Origin of the sequence: Kitasatospora sp. NPDC057595, assembly GCF_042800875.1 — a bacterium.
GTDB lineage: Bacteria > Actinomycetota > Actinomycetes > Streptomycetales > Streptomycetaceae > Kitasatospora.
The window spans coordinates 27,099-46,916 of sequence record NZ_JBHVGL010000007.1; the positions used below are offsets into that span (position 1 = coordinate 27,099).

General features: G+C 74.3%; 16 protein-coding genes. 6 read left to right on the forward strand and 10 right to left on the reverse strand.

The genetic code is table 11. From position 1 onward, the window contains the following. Window positions 1-15: 15 nt before the first annotated feature. The 4 genes from ACFU9E_RS13195 (at window position 16) to ACFU9E_RS13210 (ending at window position 4,710) form a co-directional block, all read left to right on the forward strand. Window positions 16-1,506: a Cys-Gln thioester bond-forming surface protein gene (locus ACFU9E_RS13195; RefSeq protein ID WP_380688750.1), complete on the forward strand. Its 1,491-nt coding sequence runs from the start codon at window positions 16-18 to the stop codon at window positions 1,504-1,506. 240 nt (window positions 1,507-1,746) lie between these two features. Further along, window positions 1,747-3,411, forward strand: a complete 1,665-nt coding sequence (gene ettA, locus ACFU9E_RS13200) for an energy-dependent translational throttle protein EttA (RefSeq protein WP_355368563.1) — start codon at window positions 1,747-1,749, stop codon at window positions 3,409-3,411. A gap of 113 nt (window positions 3,412-3,524) precedes the next feature. Next, window positions 3,525-3,965, forward strand: a complete 441-nt coding sequence (locus ACFU9E_RS13205) for a thioesterase family protein (protein WP_355368561.1) — start codon at window positions 3,525-3,527, stop codon at window positions 3,963-3,965. A gap of 55 nt (window positions 3,966-4,020) precedes the next feature. Beyond that, entirely contained in the window at window positions 4,021-4,710 is a 690-nt protein-coding gene (locus ACFU9E_RS13210; RefSeq protein ID WP_380687501.1) for a hypothetical protein, read from the forward strand. A gap of 39 nt (window positions 4,711-4,749) precedes the next feature. Here ACFU9E_RS13210 and ACFU9E_RS13215 read toward each other — a convergent pair whose 3' ends face one another. The 10 genes from ACFU9E_RS13215 to ACFU9E_RS13260 form a co-directional block, all read right to left on the reverse strand. Beyond that, on the reverse strand, window positions 4,750-5,154 hold the full coding sequence (locus ACFU9E_RS13215) for a globin (protein ID WP_380687503.1): 405 nt from the start codon (window positions 5,152-5,154) through the stop codon (window positions 4,750-4,752). A 100-nt stretch (window positions 5,155-5,254) separates the two neighbouring features. After that, on the reverse strand, window positions 5,255-6,418 hold the full coding sequence (locus tag ACFU9E_RS13220) for an ABC transporter permease (protein ID WP_380687505.1): 1,164 nt from the start codon (window positions 6,416-6,418) through the stop codon (window positions 5,255-5,257). Then, a complete protein-coding gene (locus ACFU9E_RS13225; RefSeq protein WP_380687507.1) occupies window positions 6,415-7,332 on the reverse strand; it encodes an ABC transporter ATP-binding protein in 918 nt (305 codons plus the stop codon). Before ACFU9E_RS13225 ends, ACFU9E_RS13220 begins: the two co-directional genes overlap by 4 nt. Window positions 7,333-7,424: 92 nt before the next feature. Next, entirely contained in the window at window positions 7,425-8,657 is a 1,233-nt protein-coding gene (locus ACFU9E_RS13230; RefSeq protein WP_380687509.1) for an FHA domain-containing protein, read from the reverse strand. A 139-nt stretch (window positions 8,658-8,796) separates the two neighbouring features. Then, window positions 8,797-10,149: a VWA domain-containing protein gene (locus ACFU9E_RS13235; RefSeq protein ID WP_380687511.1), complete on the reverse strand. Its 1,353-nt coding sequence runs from the start codon at window positions 10,147-10,149 to the stop codon at window positions 8,797-8,799. Window positions 10,150-10,279: 130 nt separating this feature from the next. Beyond that, window positions 10,280-11,677, reverse strand: coding sequence for a PP2C family protein-serine/threonine phosphatase (locus ACFU9E_RS13240; RefSeq protein ID WP_380685016.1), 1,398 nt, complete (start codon window positions 11,675-11,677; stop codon window positions 10,280-10,282). Window positions 11,678-11,680: 3 nt separating this feature from the next. Then, window positions 11,681-14,320: a tetratricopeptide repeat protein gene (locus ACFU9E_RS13245; RefSeq protein ID WP_380685017.1), complete on the reverse strand. Its 2,640-nt coding sequence runs from the start codon at window positions 14,318-14,320 to the stop codon at window positions 11,681-11,683. Beyond that, complete coding sequence (locus ACFU9E_RS13250) at window positions 14,320-15,735, reverse strand: hypothetical protein (protein ID WP_380685019.1); 1,416 nt, start codon at window positions 15,733-15,735, stop codon at window positions 14,320-14,322. Before ACFU9E_RS13250 ends, ACFU9E_RS13245 begins: the two co-directional genes overlap by 1 nt. 106 nt (window positions 15,736-15,841) lie before the next feature. Continuing rightward, on the reverse strand, window positions 15,842-16,861 hold the full coding sequence (locus tag ACFU9E_RS13255) for a glutamate ABC transporter substrate-binding protein (protein ID WP_380685020.1): 1,020 nt from the start codon (window positions 16,859-16,861) through the stop codon (window positions 15,842-15,844). A 16-nt stretch (window positions 16,862-16,877) separates the two neighbouring features. Further along, window positions 16,878-18,230, reverse strand: coding sequence for a hypothetical protein (locus tag ACFU9E_RS13260; RefSeq protein WP_380685021.1), 1,353 nt, complete (start codon window positions 18,228-18,230; stop codon window positions 16,878-16,880). Between the two features lie 397 nt (window positions 18,231-18,627). Here ACFU9E_RS13260 and ACFU9E_RS13265 point away from each other — a divergent pair, with 397 nt between their 5' ends. Further along, the gene (locus tag ACFU9E_RS13265) at window positions 18,628-19,203 is read left to right on the forward strand and encodes a nucleosidase (protein WP_380685023.1); all 576 of its coding nucleotides are present in this window, start codon (window positions 18,628-18,630) and stop codon (window positions 19,201-19,203) included. Window positions 19,204-19,242: 39 nt separating this feature from the next. Beyond that, a complete protein-coding gene (locus ACFU9E_RS13270; protein ID WP_380685024.1) occupies window positions 19,243-19,761 on the forward strand; it encodes a DinB family protein in 519 nt (172 codons plus the stop codon). Window positions 19,762-19,818 lie beyond the last annotated feature (57 nt).

Sequence of the window (19,818 nt, forward strand, 5' to 3'; positions counted from 1 at the left end):
CGCATCACTACTGTCATGCTCGCGACCAGCGTTGCGCTGGGCGGGGGCCTGTTCGCGGCCGGTGCGGCGGCTGCGGCGGACGCCCCCGGCGGGGCCGTCACGGCGGTGATCAAGCCGACCCTGATGAGCGAGGAGATCGCCATCGAGGGCAGCCACTCCATCCAGGGCGGCCTCTTCACCCTCACCACGCCCGACGGCGAGATCCAGACGTACTGCATCGACATCGACCACCCCGTCGACATCAAGAGTGGCGTCGAGTACCAGGAGTCCGACTGGAAGTCGAGCTCGCTCGGCCGCCCGGACAAGGCCGAGGACGCCTCCAAGATCCGCTGGATCCTGGAGAACTCCTACCCGCAGGTCACCGACCTCAAGAAGCTGGCCGACGCCGCCGGCGTCAAGGGCGAGCTGACCAAGGAGGACGCCGCCGCCGGAACCCAGGCCGCGATCTGGAAGTTCTCCGACGGCAAGACCGCCACCCCGGTCGACGCCGAGGCCAAGCAGCTGCGCGACTACCTCGTCAGCGAGAAGAACAAGGGCATCGCCGCCGAGCCCAAGCCCTCGCTGAGCCTCACCCCCGACTCGGCGTCCGGCAAGCCGGGCAACAAGCTCGGTCCGTTCACCATCAACTCCAGCGCCAACGAGGTGAAGCTCGCCGTCGGCGGCGACTCCGCCGACAAGGTCAAGCTGGTCGACAAGGACGGCAAGGAGGTCAACGGTCTGACCGGCCCGGTCGCCAAGGACACCCAGCTGTTCCTGGACGTGCCCGCGGGCACCCCGGACGGCACCGCCACCGTCAGCGCCGCCGCCGAGACCGTCGTGCCCAGCGGCCGTGTCTTCCTCAGCAAGGGCTACACCCCGGCCAAGCACAGCCAGACCATGATCCTGGCCGGCTCCACCAAGCTCGGCGTCAAGGACGCCACCAAGGCGACCTGGCAGGCCGGCAAGGGCCCGCTGATCGACAGCACCGCGGTTGTCGAGTGCGTCGCCAACGGCGTCAAGGTCTCCGTGGCCAACGGCGGCGACGAGGCCGCCGCGGTCTCGGTGAAGCCGGGCAAGGACCTCACCGTCCAGCCGGGCAAGATCGAGACCCTGGTCGTCAAGGTGGAGGAGGACACCGCCTACGACATCACGGTGACCGGCCCGAACGGCTTCACCAAGAACTTCAAGGGCATCCTGGACTGCAAGACCGCCAGCGTGACCACGCCGAGCCCGTCCGCCACCCCGACGACCGCCAAGCCGTCGACCCCGGCGCCGACCAGCCCGGCCCCGACCACCACCACCGCCAAGCCGGCCACCCCGAGCGCCACCCCGTCGGCCTCCGCCACCACCACGGCCGCCCACCCGCTGCCCCCGGCCACCACGGCGCCCGCCGCCACCGGTGGCCTGGCCCAGACCGGTAGCAGCGACGCCACCCCGGTCATCGCCGCCGTCGCCGGCGGTCTGGTCGTGGCCGGCGGTGCCGCGGTCTTCCTGCTGCGCCGCCGCCGCGGTGGCAACGCCGCCTGAGGCCCGACCCGGAGCACGTTCCGGAACACGGCCCGGAGCACCGCCCGGCAGGGCGTGATCCGGTGACACCCGGCCCGGCTCCCCGCACCACGCGTGCGGGGAGCCGGGCCGCGCCGCGTGCGGGACGCCCCTGCGGGGCACCGGCGGACGGGTACCCGGCGGTTCGGGGCTCCGGGCCGGGTGCGGCACAATGGAAGGCTGCAAGCCGAATTACTCCCGACGACGCCGGAGCGATCTCACGTGGCGGAATACATCTACACGATGCGCAAGGTGCGCAAGGCGCACGGAGACAAGGTCATCCTTGACGACGTGACGCTCAGCTTCCTCCCCGGAGCGAAGATCGGCGTCGTGGGCCCCAACGGTGCCGGTAAGTCCACCGTGCTGAAGATGATGGCCGGTCTGGAGCAGCCCTCCAACGGCGACGCCTTCCTCTCGCCCGGCTTCACCGTCGGCATGCTCCTCCAGGAGCCGCCGCTGGACGAGTCCAAGACGGTCCTGGAGAACGTCCAGGACGGCGTCAAGGAGATCAAGGGCAAGCTCGACCGCTTCAACGAGATCGCCGAGCAGATGGCGACCGACTACTCGGACGCGCTGCTCGACGAGATGGGCAAGCTCCAGGAGGAGCTGGACCACGCCGAGGCCTGGGACCTGGACGCCCAGCTGGAGCAGGCCATGGACGCCCTGGGCTGCCCGCCCGGCGACTGGCCGGTCACCAAGCTCTCCGGTGGCGAGAAGCGCCGCGTGGCGCTCTGCAAGCTGCTGCTGGAGGCCCCCGACCTGCTGCTGCTCGACGAGCCCACCAACCACCTGGACGCCGAGTCGGTGAACTGGCTGGAGCAGCACCTGGAGAAGTACAAGGGCACCGTCGTCGCCGTCACCCACGACCGGTACTTCCTGGACAACGTCGCCGAGTGGATCCTGGAGCTCGACCGCGGCCGCGCCTACCCGTACGAGGGCAACTACTCCACCTACCTGGAGACCAAGCAGTCCCGTCTCAAGGTCGAGGGCCAGAAGGACGCCAAGCGCGCCAAGCGGCTCAAGGAAGAGCTGGAGTGGGTCCGCTCCAACGCCAAGGGCCGCCAGGCCAAGTCCAAGGCGCGTCTGGCCCGCTACGAGGAGATGGCCGCCGAGGCCGACAAGATGCGGAAGCTGGACTTCGAGGAGATCCAGATCCCGCCGGGCCCGCGTCTGGGCAGCGTCGTCATCGAGGTCGAGAACCTCAACAAGGCCTTCGGCGAGAAGGTCCTGATCGACGACCTCAGCTTCACCCTGCCGCGCAACGGCATCGTCGGCATCATCGGCCCGAACGGCGCCGGCAAGACCACCCTGTTCAAGATGCTCCAGGACCTGGAGACCCCGGACAGCGGCACGGTCAAGGTCGGCGAGACCGTCAAGATCAGCTACGTCGACCAGACCCGCTCCAACATCGACCCGAAGAAGACCCTCTGGGAGGTCGTCTCCGACGGTCTGGACTGGATCAACGTCGGCCAGGTCGAGATGCCGTCCCGCGCCTACGTCTCCGCGTTCGGCTTCAAGGGCCCGGACCAGCAGAAGCCGGCCGGCGTGCTCTCCGGCGGTGAGCGCAACCGCCTCAACCTGGCGCTCACCCTCAAGCAGGGCGGCAACCTGCTGCTCCTCGACGAGCCCACCAACGACCTCGACGTCGAGACCCTCTCCTCGCTGGAGAACGCGCTGCTGGAGTTCCCCGGCTGCGCCGTGGTCATCTCGCACGACCGCTGGTTCCTGGACCGGGTCGCCACCCACATCCTCGCCTACGAGGGCGAGAGCAAGTGGTTCTGGTTCGAGGGCAACTTCGAGTCCTACGAGAAGAACAAGATCGAGCGGCTGGGCGCGGACGCCGCCCGTCCGCACCGGGCCACCTACAAGAAGCTGACCCGCGGCTGACACCCAGTCGTGACGACGGCCCGGCAGGCCGCCCGCCCCGTGGGGGCCGGCCTGCCGGGCCGCGGCCCGACCGGCACCACCGCCGGCGGCCCACCGGACGTCGAGGAGATTCCGTGGCACGCCACATCTACGCCTGCCCGCTGCGCTGGTCCGACATGGACGCCTTCGGGCACGTCAACAACGTGGTCTTCCTGCGCTACCTGGAGGAGGCCCGGATCGACTTCATGTTCACCCAGGCCGCCGAGGCCGGCGCGGGCGAGTTCGCGGGCGGCTCGGTGGTGGCCCGCCACGAGATCGACTACAAGCGTCCGCTGGTGCACCGGCCGCAGCCGGTCACCATCGAGACCTGGGTGACCAGGATAGGCGGGGCCTCGCTGACCGTCTCCTACGAGATCAAGGACACCGCCGAGGACGGCACCGAGACCGTCTACGTCCGGGCGTCCACCGTGGTGGTGCCCTACGACCTCGCCGAGGGCCGGCCGCGCCGGATCAGCGCGGTGGAGCGGGAGTTCCTGGCACGCTTCATGGACGAGGAGCCGGCCGTCGCGGTCTGACCGCGCCCGCCCCGCCCGAACCCGTACGCCCGATGCCCGGATGTGAGCCGAAGCGTTGAACAGCACCGCCGCCCTCGCCCTCGCCGACACCGGGGAGGCCGCCGACCTGGCCGCCTTCCTGGTCCGTCTGCTGCGCTTCGACAAGACGGCGTCGGTCCGGCTGCAGGGGGTGCCGCGACCGGACGGCGGCGTCCTGGCCGTCTTCGGGCGGCTGCCGCTGGGCGGTTCGGGCGCGCTGGTGGTGCGCACCGCGCGGCTGGCCCGGCTCGACGGGCCGCTCGACCTGACGGTCTCGGCCGGGCAACTGCTGGACGGCGTGGACACCACGACGGACGGCCTCGCGCTGCCCGCCCCGGTCACCGGCCCGGCCTGGGCCGGGCTGCTGCCGCCGCGCACCGGCTGGCGGCCGGCCGGCACCTCGCCCGCCGCCCAGGTGCGCCTCGAAGTGGCCGCCGCCGTGCGGGAGTTCCGCGAGCGCAGCGAGGCCGTCCCGGCGCACCACCGGACCCGCGCGGTGCTCGACGCGCTGGCCGACGAGATCTGGTCCCGCCCGCTGACCGTCCTGCCCGAACTGCCGCTGCGTGCCGCCCACGCGGCCCAGGTGATCGGCTTCCTGGCCCCGCAGGCCCCGCTGACCGTGCACCGGGCCGGCGGCTGGCTGCGGCTGTCCGCCCCGGCGGGGTCGGTGGCGGTCCGCACGGCGGCCGCGCCCGGCGCGGGGCTCGGCCTCAGCCCGCTCGGGTAGGGGCCCGTCCCCGATGCGCGCCGGGGCGCAGCGCCCCGGTCAGCCCTCGGTGTTGATCATCGAGGCGGCGGCGTAGGTGAGGTAGTCCCAGAGTTGGCGCTCGGCGTCCTCGGGCAGGCCCAGCTCGTCCAGGGCCGTCCGCATGTGCTTCAGCCAGGCGTCGTGCGCGGCCCGGTCCACCTTGAACGGCACGTGCCGCATCCGCAGCCGCGGGTGGCCGCGCTGCTCGCTGTAGGTGCGCGGGCCGCCCCAGTACTGCATCAGGAAGAGCGCGAACCGCTCCTCGGCCGGCCCGAGGTCCTCCTCCGGGTACATCGGCCGGAGCAACTCGTCCTCGGCGACGCCCTGGTAGAACCGGTGGACCAGCCGCCGGAAGGTCGGTTCGCCGCCGACCTGCTCGAAGAAGGTCTCCTCGCTGAGCGTGCCACGCCGGATCTCGTTCACCCGACCATGGTCGCAGACGGCGGCGGGGCCGTACACCGGGACCTGGGGACCAGGACCGCAGGCGTACGACCCCGCCACGACCGAGCGCGGCGCCGCGTGCTCAGTCCTCCCAGCGGAACAGCTTCCAGGAGATGCCGGTCAGCACGGCGGCGAAGAGCAGCAGCCCGCCCATGGTCGGCAGCGCGTCCATCACGCCGCCGCCCCGGGAGAGCACCGACTGCGCCGAGGTGACCAGGTGCTTCAGCGGCAGCGCCTCGGAGACGGCCTTGAGCCAGCCCGGCATGTCGTCGGTCGGGAAGAACGAGCCGGACAGGAACGACATCGGCAGCACGATGATCTGTGCGAAGCCGTTGGCCGCCTCCTCGGTCTTGGCGATCGAGCCGACCAGCAGACCGATCGACATGAAGGCGATGGTCGCGCAGATCACCAGCGGGATCACCAGCCACCAGTTGCCGGTGAGCTTCAGCCCGAAGAACGGCAGGGTGGCGAGGACCAGGAAGATCGTTGTCTGGGCGAGCGCGGTCAGCACCGAGACGGCGACCCGGGAGGCGACGATCGACCCGGCGCTCACCGGGGCGAGCCGCAGCCGCCGCAGCACCTTCTTCTGCCGCCAGCCGACCAGGGTCAGCGCGGCGCTGAACACCGCGCCGGTGGCCACCGCCCAGCCGAGCAGACCGGGGGTGAGGAACTGGATCGGCTTGAGCGAGCCGTCCTCCACCTGGCTGCTCTCCAGGGTGAACGCCGGAGGCTTGCCGGTGGCGGCCTGGTTGGCCTGCTGGACCACGGAGTTGACGATGCCCCGGACGGTGCCGGCGCGGACCTGGTCGGCGGCGCTGTAGCGGACCTCGACCCTGCCGTCCGGGCCCTCCTTGATCACGGCGTCCAGATCGCCCTTGCGGACCTTCTCCAGCGAGGCGGCCTCGTCGTCGCTCCGGGTGATGGTCAGCACCTGCTCCAGGCCGGTCCGGGCCTCGCCCTGGACCGAGTCCAGCAGCCGCACCGCGCCGACCTGCTCGACCTTGGCGTGCTGGGTGGTGGCGCCCTTGAGCAGGGTGCCGAACAGCAGCAGGAACATCAGCGGGAAGAGCAGCACGAAGAACAGCGCGCTGCGGTCGCGGAGGAAGGAGACCAGCATCACCCGGGAGAGGCTGACGAAGGCGGAGACCCGCTCGCGCTCGCCGGCCGCCGGGGGCGTGCCGCCCGGTGCGAAGGAGGCGGTCGTGGGGCCGGCCGCGGGGCGGGCCGTGGTGGGCTCGGCGCTCATGCGCGGTACTCCCGTCCGGTGAGCTGGAGGAAGACGTCCTCCAGGGTGGCGCCGCGGACCTCCAGGCCGCGCAGCGCGCCCTGCTCGGCCAGCACGGAGAGCACCGGCGCCGGCAGGCGGGTGGACAGCGAGAGCGAGGTGCCGTCGTCCTCCAGCGAGGTGATCTCCGCCCCGGCGGCGGTGAGCAGCTCGCGCGCGGTGTCGAGGGCCAGCTGGCCGGACTCCACGCTGATCCGGACGGTGTCGTCGATCTCGCGGACCAGCGCGGCGGGCGCCCCGGTCCGCAGGATCCGGCCGTGGTCCATCACCGAGACGCGGTCGCAGAGCACCTCGGCCTCGTCCAGGTAGTGGGTGGTGAGCACGACGGTGCGGCCCTCGGCGTTGATGTCGCGCAGCAGGTCCCAGAGGTTGCGGCGGGCCTGCGGGTCGAGGCCGGTGGTGGGCTCGTCGAGGAACACCAGCTCCGGGCCGTGGACCAGGGCGCAGGCGATCGAGAGGCGCTGGGCCTGGCCGCCGGACATCTTGTCGGTCATCACCCCCGCCGACTCGGTCAGGCCGACCCGTTCCAGCATGGCGTCGGCACGCTTGGGGCCGACGCCGTAGAAGGAGCCGAAGGTGCGGATGGTCTCCCGCGCCGTGAGCTTGTTGAAGAAGGCGGAGGCCTGGAACTGGACGCCGATGCGCGGCAGCAGTTGGGGGTTGCGCGGCCAGGGCGCCAGCCCCAGCAGCTCGATCCGGCCCTCGTCGGGTTTGCGGATCCCCTCCAGGATCTCCAGCGTGGTGGTCTTCCCGGCGCCGTTCGGCCCGAGGATTCCGTAGAATTCGCCGGCGTCGACGGTGAGTGACACCCCGTCGACGGCCTGCACGTCCCCGTACCGCTGACGGATTCCGTCGGCGGATATTGCAGCAGTCATAACGACTGAGGGTAGGGGCGGCAGGCCGTCGCGGGGAGTTGTCCAAGCATCATTTGATGATCAGTTTTACAACGTTGTCGAGTGCCGGTGGGTCAGGCGCGGTGCACGGTGATCGTGGTCCAGGCGCCGATGTGGATCCGGTCGCCGTCGTTCAGCGGGATCGCGGTGTGCGGGGCGATCGGCTCCGCGCCGCCGTTCACCGTGGTGCCGTTGGTGGAGTCCTGGTCCACCAGCACCCAGCCGCCGTCCGGCTGCTCCGCCAGCAGGGCGTGCTGGTGCGAGGCGCCCGGGTCCTCCGGCGCGACCGAGAGGTCGATCTCCGGCACGGTTCCGCGGTGCTGGCTGCGCCGTCCGATCCGCAGCTGGCCGCGCCCGGTCAGCGGGATCCGGCGCTCGGGGCAGTACGGCGGGAAGAACAGCCCGGCCGCCTCCGGACCGCTGCGGGCCATCATGTCGGTGAAGTACTCGCGGTCGGCCGCGATCACCGCGAACCAGGTGGTCCGCACCGGCTCGGCGGGCGGGCCCTGCGGCGGTGCGGGCGGGGCCAGGTGGAACGAGGTGCCGAACTCGTCCCCGCGCCGGGCCGGTCCGGGCTGGGCGTAGACCGGGCCGGAGTCCTCGCGCGGCGGCGGCGCCCCGTACGGCCCGTCGGGCCGCGGGTTCGGCTGGGTGGGGGCGGGCGGCTCGACCGGGGCCGGGGCCTGCTGCGCGGGGACCGGCGGCGGGTAGCCGTAGCCGGAGGGCACGGCGGGCTGCGGCGGCAGCGCCGGGGCCTCGCCCGGGTGGCCGCCGTGCTGCTGCCCGGCGAACGGGCCGGGGTAGGGGTTCGGGTGCAGGCCCTGACCCGGGTGCAGGCCGGGGTGCTGACCCTGGTGCTGGCCCTGGTGCTGGCCGGGGTGCTGGTCCGGGTGCGGGGCGGCCGGGGCCTGCGGGGCACCGCCGTACGCCGCCGGGATGTTCAGCGGGGCGGGCGCGGGCGGCGGCGCGGGGGCGGCCGGGAACGGCTGCGGGGCGCGCTGCGGTGCCGAGAGGTCGTAGTCGTAGCCGCACTCCTCGCAGAACCGTCCGGTCTGCGGGCTGCGGCAGATCGGGCAGACGGCCAGGCCCTCGGTGAGGTCGCGGAAGCCCTGCGGGGCCGACGGCGGGCCGGCCGGCGGGGGCGGGGGCACGGCCCCCGGGGGCGGCGGGACGGCGCCGGGCTGCGGCAGCGCGCCCGGCGGGAGCGTGGCCCCGTAGGGCGTGCCGGGAGCACCGTGCGCCCCCGGGTTCCCGGGCGCACCGGGGTGCGCGCCGGGCTGCGGCGGCAGTGGCTGCGGTGGTGTCATCGGAAAACCGCAGAAGTCGCACCAGTCCTCGGCCTGCGACTCATGGCCCCTCGGGCAGATCGGCATCAGGTCCCCCCTCAATTCCAGCCCGGCCGGGGCCGGCCCCGGCCGGTTCGCGGCCCGGTCGACGCTTCGGCGGTCACTTCTTCACACGGACGGTCTTGGTCGACCGGGTCTCGACGATCATCGAGTCGGCCTCGCTCACGTTCTTACGGAACCGAACGGTACCCTCCTTCGGGTCCACCACGTCCACCACCTTCTGCAGCAGCCGGTAGGTGCCCTCGTTCCCCGTCGCGTGCGCGATCCGCACGGCGGCCCCGAGCTTGGCGGTGGCCCGGTGGACGTCCCCCGCGCGGTGCGCCTCCATGCCCTCCTGGACGGCCGCGGCGAGCTCCGCCTGACCGGTGTAGTGGGCGACCTGCGGGCTGATCCGGGTGGACGAGGCGAGGTCGTCCGTCCAGACCGCCTTGACCAGGCCCTGCGACAGCACCTCGGGCGTCCCCCCGACGACCGACGGCGGCAGGACCAGGCTCACCCGGGCGGCCAGCATCTCGTTGCCGACGGCCGCCGCCGGGACCTCCACGCAGACGTGGTAGTCGCGGCTCTCGTCGCCCCAGGAGCCGGTCGGGTAGTCACCGGCCCGCGGCCCGGCCTCGGAGCGGCGGTCGGTGAGGTCCTCCAGCGCGGGGGCGACCTGCTTGACGAACCTGACCACCGCGTTGGCGGGCGTCCAGATCCGCAGCGCGACGTCGGCGACCTGCTTGCCCATCGCGCCGGCCATCATCGAGCGGAAGTCCTCGGCCAGGCCGGACGGCTCGGGGACGATGTCGACGGTGCCGAGCAGCGCGGAGGAGATCCTGCGCAGCTCCTCCACCTTCCAGTCGGTGCCCACGCCCCGGCAGTCGGCGGTGAAGCGGCCGCCGACCCGGTCGATCACGCGCTCCAGCTCGGCGGCGCTCTCGTGCTCGTTGTTGCCGTCGGTCAGCAGGATGGCGTGCCGGATCGGTATGTCGGGGCGGGTGAGGAAGAGCTGGTCGGCCTTGGTGAGCCAGGTGCCCATGGCGGTGCCGCCGGCCGCGGTGAGCCGGCGCAGCGAGTCCTTGGCCAGGTCGCGGGTCCGCGCCGAGGCGACGGCGAGGGTGCCGTCGCCGGGGAAGACCTCGCGGGCCTCGTGGGTGCCGGCGACCACGGCGAAGGCGACGCCGTCGCGGACGGTGTCGATGGCGGCGGCGGTGGCCTCGCGGGCGCCGCGCAGCTTGCTCGACGGGTAGTCCATCGAACCGGAGCAGTCCACCAGGATCACCACCGCGGCGGACTGCCCGCCGCCCTGCGCGGCGTCGGCGACGCCGAGCGGCCGCCCGCCGGAGGTGCCGCCGCCGGTCGCGGTCACGGTGACGATGGCGTTCACCTCGCGGGCGCCGTCCGCGAGGTACTCGTTCTGGAAGATCTCCACGTCGAACCTGGGCAGGTTCGGCTTCGCCAGTGTTGCCATGGGCCGGTGGCTCCCGTCGGGTGGTCGGTTGGTGCGGGGGCTGCGGTGCTCGGAGGTCGGGTGGCCGTGCTGGGGCGAGCGTGGTGGGGCCCGCGCCCGGGAGGGCGCGGGCCCTGGCGGGACGGCCGGGTCAGCGGGCCGGCGGCACGGTGGGGCGGGGCGGGACGGTCGGCGGCACGACGGGCGACGGCGGGACGGCGGGCAGCGGGGGCACCGGCGGCAGCGGGGCGGCGGCGGAGCCGATCACCGGGATGTCCGGCAGGGTCGGCTCGTACTCCTCCTCGTCCTCGTCCCCGCCCGCGGTGACCACCGGCAGGTCGAGCGCGGTGGCGGTCCGGGCGTCCTCCTCCTGGTCCTCGGCCGGCGGGGGCGGGTCGATCGGCAGCACCGCGACGGTGATGTTGTCGTGCCCGCCGGCCGCGACGGCGAACTGCACCAGGGCCTGTGCGGCGGCCAGCGGTTCGGTGCGGGCGTCCGGCCGGACGTACTGCGCCAGGTCGGTGGCGGCCTCGGCGTAGTTCCACAGCCCGTCGGTGCAGACCAGCAGCACCCCGGGGACGTGCGGGGTGAAGCCGAGGGTGTGCGGCACCACCTCCTCGGCGTCCGCGCCGAGCCAGCCGGTGATTGCGTGGGCGCGTGGGTCCGCGTACGCCTCGGCCTCGCCCATCAGCCCCGCCTCGACCATCCGGGCGGCCCAGGAGTCGTCCTGGGTGAGCCGGAACGGCTCGGCGGAGCGCCGGTCGTCGGGGATCCAGTAGGCGCGGGTGTCGCCGACCCAGCCGACGGTGATCCGGCCGCCGGCCGCGATGGCGCTGACGTAGGTGCAGGCGGGCGCGTTGACGTCGGGCCGGCTCGGCCGGGTGCCGTCGGTGGCGAGCGCGGCCACCGCGTCGGCCGCGTCGGCGATGGCCCGGCGCATCGCGGTGGTGGGGTCGGTGCCCGCCTCCAGTGAGCTGAGCAGCGACTCGGAGGCGGCGTCGACCGCGGTCTCGGAGGCCTGGTCGGGCCGGTCGGAGGAGGAGACGCCGTCGCAGACCACGGCCACCACGACCGGCTCGCCGCCGGGCAGCGAGGTGGCGGCGACGGTGAAGGAGTCCTCGTTGCGGTGGTGCCGCAGGCCGCGGTCGCTGACCCCGGCGACGCCGGCCAGCGCCTTCTCCATGTGGTCGCGGGGGCGCGGCTGGGCGCGGCCGCAGGCCTCGCAGTAGCCGTCGGCGGTCACCTGGTGGAGTCCGCAGTGGGCGCACCCGGCCGCGCCCGGCGTGCCGTGGCCGCCGTGGGCGCTCTGACCGCCCTGACCGCCCTGACCGCCCTGACCGCCCTGACCGCCCTGGGCGGGCACGGCGGGCGTGTTGGGCAGGGTCGGCGGATGGTCCTCGTCGCCGGCGGCCGCCCGGGCGGCGGACCAGCCGGGCGGCATCGCGCCGGGGGCCGGGCGGCCGTCCCGGCTCGTGCCGCAGGAGCCGCAGAAGACGTCCTCCGGGTCCATCGGCTCGGCACAGCTCTGGCACACGGTCTGCTGCGGCATCTCTTACACCCACGTCCTGGGACGGGCCCGGTTGGCCCGTTCCACCATCTCGATCCTGGTATCGGCCCGGTCGGCCAACCGGGCGAGTACCCGGTAGGACTGCTCCAGGGCGAACCGCAGTTCCCGTTCCACCGCGGGCCGTCCCAGCACGCTGACCTCGCCGGTCGTCCGGCCGGGGCCGGATCCGCCGGAAGCGCCGGGTCCGCCGGGCGACCCGGCGGTCACCCAGCCGAGCGCCGCGCCGAGCACCTCGACGGCGAGTTCCTCGCGGCGGCGGTCGTCCAGGCGCAGCGCGGTCAGCTGCTCGGAGCTCGCGCCGAGGTCGGCGCCGAGCGGGTCGGTTGCGGGCCGCTCGCGCAGCCGGGCCCGGACGGCGGCGATCCGGGCGGCGGTGTACTGGCTGGAGGTGGCCGGGACGGACTCCAGGACGGCGACCGCGCCGGCCCGGTCGTCGCCGGCGAGCCGGACCCGGGCCAGCCCGAAGGCGGCGCTCAGGTAGCTCTGGTCGGTGCTCCACACCAGACGGTAGAACTCGGCCGCGTCGCCGCCGTTGCCGAGGAGTTCGGCGCAGACGGCCAGGGCCAGCTTGGGGGCGGCCTCGCCGGGGAAGGCGTCGTAGACGGCGTCGAAGGCCTCGGTGGCGGCGCGCAGCGCCTGTTCGCGGGGGTTCGCCGCCGCGGTGTCGGGACCGGTGGCGGCGGGACCGGCGGCGTCGGGGTCGGCGGCGGCGACCAGCGAGGCCAGGCCCCGGTACCAGACCACCCGCCAGTCGTCCGGGTGGTCCTGCTCCAGCGCGGCGAGCGCCTCGGCGGCCTGCCGGCCGCGGCCGAGTTCGAGCAGTGCGCGCAGCGCCCGCAGCCGGCGTTCGAGCGAGTCGGTGGGCGCGCCGTCCAGCGCGGCGAGCGCCTCCCGCGGGTCGGTGGCCAGCAGGGTGGCGAGGAAACCGGCGTTGGGGTCGTCCGGGTCGACCCGGGGGACGGGCAGCGCGAGTGCGGCGCCGGCCGGGTCGACGGCGGTCAGCCGCAGTGCGCCCACCTGCACCGTGGGGGCCACCAACTCGGTGTCGACGACGCGCAGTTCCGGTCCGAACAGGGTGGAGAGCGCGGGCCGGGCCCGGCCGTCCTGGAGCGCCAGCACCTCGCGCAGCACACCCGTGAGCTGGTCGGCCATCTCCTCGGCGGAGGCGAACCGGCGGGCCGGGTCGGGGTCGGTGGCGCGCACCAGCAGCCGGTAGTACGACTCGTAGGCGGCGAAGGCCGGGACGGACTCCGGGCCGGGCAGCGTGTCCCGGTAGGTGGTGGAGTAGCCCTGGAAGTCGAAGCTGAGGACGGCGAGGGTGCGGGCCACCGTGTAGAGGTCGGAGGCGGGGGAGGGGCCGTCGGCGGCGATCTCCGGCGCCTGGTAGCCGATGGTGCCGTAGATCGGGCCGTCGTCGTCGAACCGACGGACGGCGCCCATGTCGATGATCTTGAGGGTGTCACCGCTCTGGATCACGTTGTCGATCTTGAAGTCGCAGTAGACCAGCCCGCGCTGGTGCAGGTAGCCCAGCGCCGGCAGCGCCTCCAGCGCGTAGGCGATGGCCTGCTCGACCGGCAGCGGGTCGCGTCGGCCGTCCGGGGCGCGGCGCTCGTTGGCGATGTCCTTGAGCGACTTGCCGCCGACGTACTCCATCACGATGTAGCCGTCGGTGGCGCCGGTCCGCAGGTCCGGGTGCTCGGCGAAGTTGATGATGCGCACGATGCCCGGGTGGTCCACCTCGGCCAGGAAGCGGCGCTCGGCGACGGCCACCGCCAGCGCGTCCTCGTCCCCGGTGTCCAGCAGGCCCTTGAGCACCACCCACTTGTCGTTGACCCGGCGGTCCACCGCCAGGTAGATCCAGCCGAGGCCGCCGTGCGCCAGGCAGCCGACCACCTCGTACTGTCCGCCGACCAGGTCGCCGCGGCGCAGCTTGGGGGTGAACGAGTACGGGGTGCCGCACTTGGTGCAGAAGCCCTCCGGGCGGCCGGGCGTGCCGCCCCGCTCCCGGCCCACCGGGGCGTCGCACTTGGAGCAGTACCGCTTGCGCTCCGGCACCTCGGGGTTCTCCAGCACCGCCTGCGCCGGGTCGGCGGCCGGGACGGTGGGCACGGTCACCAGGCCCGCGCCGAGGCGGTGCCGGTTGGCGGTGGCGCCGCCGCGGCTGCTGCGCACCGAGACCGAGCGGCCGCTGCCGGTGCGGGTCGAGCGGTGCGAGCGGGAGCGGCCGGACAGCGAACGGGCCGAGCCGCTGCGGGGCGATCCGGTGTCCGGGTCGAACGCGATCTCCACGGTGGAGGTGTGCGAGGTGGAGCGGCCCGTCGCGGAGCCGCTCGTCGCGGAGCGTGCGGCCGGGACCTCGGGCGGGGTGAGGCCGCACTCGTCGCAGTAGCCGTCGGCGTCGATCGTCCCGGCGCAGTCGCGCGGGCAGGGGTCGCCCGCGCCCGTCGGGGCCGCCGTGGCGGTGGCCGGTCCGACGGCCGGGCCGGTGGCCGATCCGGTGGTGGGTCCGGTGGCGGTCCGCACCGAGGAGGTGCCCTCCGGGGCGAGCCCGCACTCGTCGCAGTAGCCGTCCGCGTCGATCGTCCCGGTGCCGCCGCACTGCGGCCGCACGCACGTCTCGCCCATCACCCTCGGCCCCCCTGTCCCCGCCCGTCGACAACCTGTCCGTCGACCGGCTCCCCGCCCGCCGACGCCCCGTCCTGCCCGGTTCCGTCCTGCCCGGTTCCGCCCTCGCCGGCGTCCGGCCCGCCCGCCGCGGGGCGCAGCGCCTGCTGGAACCGGGCCACCGCGCCCGCCGCCGCCCGCAGGTCGCACGGCGCGCTCCACAGCAGCCAGCGCGCCTTCTCGTAGCGCTCCAGCACCTCCGGGTCCTCGGCCACCCGCAGCCGGGCCGCCATCGCCTTGTACGCGTCCAACCGCCCGCGCAGCTCGGCCCGGACGGCCAGCGGCTGGGTCACCTCGGTCAGCGACTGCCAGGCCCGGGCCAGCTCCTTGGCCGCCGCGTCCTCCAGCGCGTCCAGCAGCGGCGCCAGCCGGTACCACTGCCCGCTCTGCCGCAACTCCAGGGCCACCACGATCCGTTCGCGCAGTGCCGAGGCCGGTCCCGGTACGGCCGGCACCTCGGTGGCGGCGATCTTGGCCAGCACCTCGCCGCGCGCCCGGCGGGCCTCGGCCAGCGTGGCGTCGGCCCGCTGCAGCAGGTCCCCGACGCCCTGCAGGCGCTCCTCGGCGTCGTCGCGCAGCCGCAGCAGGTTCTCCAGCTCCAGCCGGACGTCGTCCAGCGCCCGCCCGGCCAGGTCGAAGCGCTCGGTGTCCACCACCCCGGACGGCGTGGCCAGCGCGCCGCCGTCCGGCACCGTGCCGCGCTGCGCGGGGACGCGGGCGGGCCGCCAGAGCGCCAGCGGGTCGCAACGCACCTCGGTCCGCAGCCCGCCGAGCTCGCCGTCCAGCGCGTCCAGGTCGTCGCCGAGCGGATGGGTGCCGACGCGCACGCCGAGCGAGGCGGCCAGCGTCTGCACCCGGCGCAGCTCGGCGATCAGCAGGTCGATCCGGGCGGGCAGCGCCGTCCAGACCGCGTCGGCCGCCGAGACCACCTCCAGGACGGTGGCGTACCAGGCGTTCATCCGGTCCATCAGCCCGTCCAGGCTGACCCGCTCGACCAGCCGGGCGGGCGCGCCGAGGCGCTGCGGGCCGTCCGGCGCGCCGCCGGGCACGGTGACCGCGTCGCCGGTCAGCAGCTCGCTCAGCTCGGCGAGTTCGGGCGCGCCCGGCCGGGCCTTGCGCGCCCGCACCGCGCGGGCGGAGGCGAGTGCCTCGGAGTAGCGGTCGAACAGCGCCCAGAGCATCGGCAGGCCCTGTCCGGCGACGGCCCAGCGCTCCTGGGTCCGCCCGGTCAGACCGGCGCCGTCGAGCAGGCGCAGGCCCGGGTGGTCCTGGAGGGAGAGCAGCGCCGACTCGACCGCGTCGCGTTCCGCGCCGAGGCGCGCCAGCGCGCGGTCCACCTCCTCCCGGCTCAGCGCCGGGCCGACCGAAGCCGCCATCGTTCCCTCCCCTCCTCCACCTGCGTCGTTCCCGCGACCGGGGACCGCTCCCGACCCCGGGCGGCCGTCGGACAGACCCTAACGCGTGCCCCCGCCCGTCCGGCCGTCACCGCGGTATCGGCCAGTGCCGGTCGGCGTCGTCCCGCAGGTACGGCTTGAGCCAGCTGTCGTACGCGCCGCGCCAGGCGCCCCTGGCGTAGTAGTCGTTGATCACCTGGTTCACCCGGGCCGTCAGATCGGTGCTCTCCTTCAGCATCCCGACGCCCATCACGCCCGGCCGCACGTCGCCGTCCAGCACCTTGACGGTCTGGTCCTGCGCCGCCTGACCGGCCGCCAGGCCGTCGTCGGTCATCGTCGCGTCGACCTTGCCGAGCTGCATCAGCACCAGGCAGTCCAGGTTGTTCTCCACCGGGACGAGCTGCTTGAGCGGCCGGGTCTTCAGCTCCTCCAGGGCGGAGGAGCCGTTCGCCGCGCACGCGGTGGTGCCGTTCAGCGCCTCGTCGAGGCTCTTGGCCGGTGAGGTCCTGGGCACCAGGACCCGTTGGCTGGTGGTGAAGTACGGCCGGGAGAAGGCGATCTCCTGGAGCCGGTCGCAGGTGATCGACATGGTGCGGACGATGATGTCGACCCGGCCCTCCTTGATGTACTTGATCCGGTCGGCGGTCGGTACCGCCTTGAACACCACCTTGTCCGGGTCACCCATGATCGCGGTGCCGATCGCCCGCGCGAGGTCGATGTCGAAGCCCTCCAGCTGGCCGGTGTTGGGGTTGCGCGAGCCCCACCGGTAGCTGTTCAGGTCGATGCCGACGACCAGGCTGCGGCGGGCCTTGATGGCCTTCACCGCCGCGCCGTCCTCGGTGCTCGGCGGGACGCTCCTGTAGAGGTCGCAGGGCTCCGCGGCCTGGCCGGACCGGTCCTGCTGGTCCTGCTGGTCCTGCTGCGCCTGTTGTCCCGCCAGCGGTGCTCGCGCCGGCCCGTCGGCCGTACCGTCGCCGTGCGGCCCGCCCGCGCCGAGCGCCAGCGCGCCGGAGGCCAGCAGGGCCAGCGCCGCCGCCGTCCGGGCGGCCCGCAGCGCCGTGGCGCGGCCCCGTCCCCGTTCCTGTTCCCGGTCCGTGACCGTGTCCATCCCGTCCGTCCCCCCTCTACCGGTACTCGGCCAGTCGTCGGCCGAGGCCGACCAGCGCGGCGGCGGCGGCCACCAGGCCCAGCGCCGCGACCCCCGCGGCGGCGGTGCGCAGGTCCCCGTCGACGCCCAGCGTCGCGTCCCGGAACCGGCTCTCCTCCACCACCGCGGCCCGGGCCAGCTGCTGGTCGGCCGAGCTGAACGCGGCGTCGGCCGTCTTCGGCGCGTCCGCCTCCTTGGCCGTCACGGTGGCGTCCAGCGCGGCCTGGTAGTCGCCCTGGTTCTCCAGCGCGGTGGCCGCGGCGTGCCGGTCGCTCCACTGCTGGTAGTCGCTCAGCGCCTGGTCGACCGTGGACCGGGCCTCCAGCGGCGCCAGCGCCCGGGCCTGCGCCAGGGTGCCGGTGGCGTCGCCGCGCTGCGGGTCGCGGGTGTACAGGTGGTCGGTGGTCGTCGACCACAGCTTGGCGTAGGTCGCGCTGGAGCCGCGCGAGACGTAGTGCAGGTTCTCGGCCAGCCGGGCGGTCAGCACGTCCACCCGGGCCGCGTTGAGCGCGCGCAGCGGCGCGGCCCCCTCGCGCTCGCCGCGTCCCAGCGCCGAGTGGGCGGCTGTCGCGCTCACGGTCAGCCAGAGCACCGCCGCCAGGACGGACGCGGTGGCGGCCAGCAGCCCGATGTTGAAGACCCGGTTGGTCCGCCGGAACAGCGTCAGCTGCACCCAGACCAGCGTCAGCAGCGCCACCAGCCCCAGCGCGTACCCGGCCCACGGGGTGGCCCGGGCATCGGCCAGGTCGCGGGCCAGCACCTCGTTCTGGGCGGCCGACAGCCGGGCGGCGGCCGGCAGCAGCTCGGTGCGCATCTGCTCGGAGGCGTACCGCTGGTAGGCGCCGCCGAGCGGGTAGCCCTGCCGGTTGTTGGCCCGGGCGCTCTCCACCAGTCCCGCGTACACCGGGACCTTCTGGTTGAGGGTGGAGAGCAGTTCCCCGAGGTTCGGGGAGGCGGAGGTGCGGGTGGCCGCCTCGGAGATCAGCCGGGAGGCCGTCGCGAGGTCCTGCTCGTAGCGCTGCCGGACCGCCCGCGGTTCGGCGCCCGCGAGCAGGAAGCCGCTCGCCGCGGTGGCGTCCGCGTCGGCCAGCGAACGGTTGATGTCGGCGGCGGCCTGGCTGAGCGGCTGACTGGAGCCGAACACCCGTTCGGCCGCCGCGGCCCGGGAGTTCAGCTGGACGGCGGTCAGCGCGCCGAACGCGAGGGCCAGGGCCGCGAGCAGCACCCCGGCGAGCCGCAGCCGCCCCGGCGCCGTCCGGGTGGCCCGCCCCAGCCGGGCGACCGGACCGCGCCGCGGGAGCACCGCCCCGGTGCCGCCGGACCGCGGCACGGGCGGTCCCGGCCTCTCGATACGCACCGGTGTCGCCACCAGCCTCCCCCTCCCCAGTGGCCCGCCCCCCGGTCTCCGGGGCCCGGCCGTTGCCAGCAGTATGGCCGTCACTTCCGACGGCCACACCCGAGTTGCGCGGATCTTGAGCTGTGCTTCCCCGCCCTGCGTTCCCGCGATGCGTTCCCGCCGTGCGTCCCCGCCCTGCTCCGCGGCTCCCGGCCCTCCCCGGCCCGGGCCGCCCCGTGGCGAGGGGCGGACGGCGAACGGGTCGACGCGCGGCGGGCGGCGAACGGTTCCCGGGCGATCCGGAGGCGACGGGCCCTTTTGCGCGGTCCGCTTCCCGGCACGGGCGGTTCGTGTGCCGGTGCGACGGCCGGGCCCTCCGTACCATGGCGGCATGCGTCTTCTGGGAACGATCTCCGCCGACCGACCGCTGCTCGTCGTCGCCGTCCGGGAGGAGGCCGCCCACCTCGGCGACCACCTGCCGGTGCTGCTGACCGGCATCGGCAAGGTCAACGCCGCCGCCGCGCTGGCCACCGTCCTCGCCGACGGCCCGCACCCCTCCGAAGTCGTCAACCTCGGGACCGCCGGCGCCCTGCGCCCCGGCTGGGAGGGCACCCACACCGTCACCCAGGTGATCCAGCACGACCTCGACACCCCGACCCTCTACGCCCTGACCGGCCGCACCTACGGCGCCCCGCTGGTCGTCGGCAAGGGCGACGGCCCGGTGCTGGCCACCGGCGACCTCTTCGTCTCCGACCCGGCCGCCCGCGACCGCCTCGCCGAGCACGCGGACCTCGTCGACATGGAGGGCTACGCCGTGGCCACCGTCGCCCACCGCGCCGGACTGCCGGTCCGCCTGGTCAAGCACGTCAGCGACGAGGCGGGGGACGGCGCCGGCCACACCTGGCGGGAGACCGTCGACGACTGCGCCCGTCACCTCGCCGACTGGCTGCACAAGCAGGGCTGGTGACGGGAGGTCGGGTGTCGGACCGGCGGTTAGTGTGGCGAGATGACCGATGACGCCGCCGCCGGCGGGCCCACCGACCTGCGCCCGCCGGGGATCAACGCCGACGAGCACACCACGCTGCTCTCCTTCCTCGACTACCTGCGCGACTGCGTGATCGCCAAGACCGCGGGACTCTCCGACGAGGACGCCCGGCGGCCCGGTGTCGCCTCCGGCACCAGCCTGCTCTGGCTGGTGCGCCACCTCACCGCCGTCGAACTCAACTGGTTCCTCTGGGCCTACCGGGGCGACGAGGTCGAGCGGTGGGACGACGACGCGCCCTCGCCCGGCGACGAGACGGTGGCGGGGTCGGTCGCCGAGTACCGCGCGGCGATCGCCCGCGCCAACGAGGTGATCGCCGCGGCGGCCGACCGGCTCGACCGTCCCGGCGTGCGCTCGCTGCGCCCCAACGCCGAAGCGCCGTCGATGCGTTGGCTGCTGGTGCACATGATCGAGGAGACCGGCCGGCACGCCGGTCACGCCGACATCATCCGTGAGCGGCTGGACGGTTCGGTCGGCCGCTGACGGGGGCGGGTTGGGTGGTCGCTGACGGATAGTGGAATACTCCCCCGCGCAGTACCC

Coding starts and splice junctions, on each gene's coding strand:
- ACFU9E_RS13195 (WP_380688750.1), top strand. CDS start 16: ATGCTCGCGACCAGCGTTGCGCTGGGCGGGGGCCTGTTCGCGGCCGGT.
- ACFU9E_RS13220 (WP_380687505.1), bottom strand. CDS start 6,418: ATGAGCGCCGAGCCCACCACGGCCCGCCCCGCGGCCGGCCCCACGACC.
- ACFU9E_RS13225 (WP_380687507.1), bottom strand. CDS start 7,332: ATGACTGCTGCAATATCCGCCGACGGAATCCGTCAGCGGTACGGGGAC.
- ACFU9E_RS13230 (WP_380687509.1), bottom strand. CDS start 8,657: ATGACACCACCGCAGCCACTGCCGCCGCAGCCCGGCGCGCACCCCGGT.
- ACFU9E_RS13235 (WP_380687511.1), bottom strand. CDS start 10,149: ATGGCAACACTGGCGAAGCCGAACCTGCCCAGGTTCGACGTGGAGATC.
- ACFU9E_RS13240 (WP_380685016.1), bottom strand. CDS start 11,677: ATGCCGCAGCAGACCGTGTGCCAGAGCTGTGCCGAGCCGATGGACCCG.
- ACFU9E_RS13245 (WP_380685017.1), bottom strand. CDS start 14,320: ATGGGCGAGACGTGCGTGCGGCCGCAGTGCGGCGGCACCGGGACGATC.
- ACFU9E_RS13250 (WP_380685019.1), bottom strand. CDS start 15,735: ATGGCGGCTTCGGTCGGCCCGGCGCTGAGCCGGGAGGAGGTGGACCGC.
- ACFU9E_RS13255 (WP_380685020.1), bottom strand. CDS start 16,861: ATGGACACGGTCACGGACCGGGAACAGGAACGGGGACGGGGCCGCGCC.
- ACFU9E_RS13265 (WP_380685023.1), top strand. CDS start 18,628: ATGCGTCTTCTGGGAACGATCTCCGCCGACCGACCGCTGCTCGTCGTC.
- ACFU9E_RS13270 (WP_380685024.1), top strand. CDS start 19,243: ATGACCGATGACGCCGCCGCCGGCGGGCCCACCGACCTGCGCCCGCCG.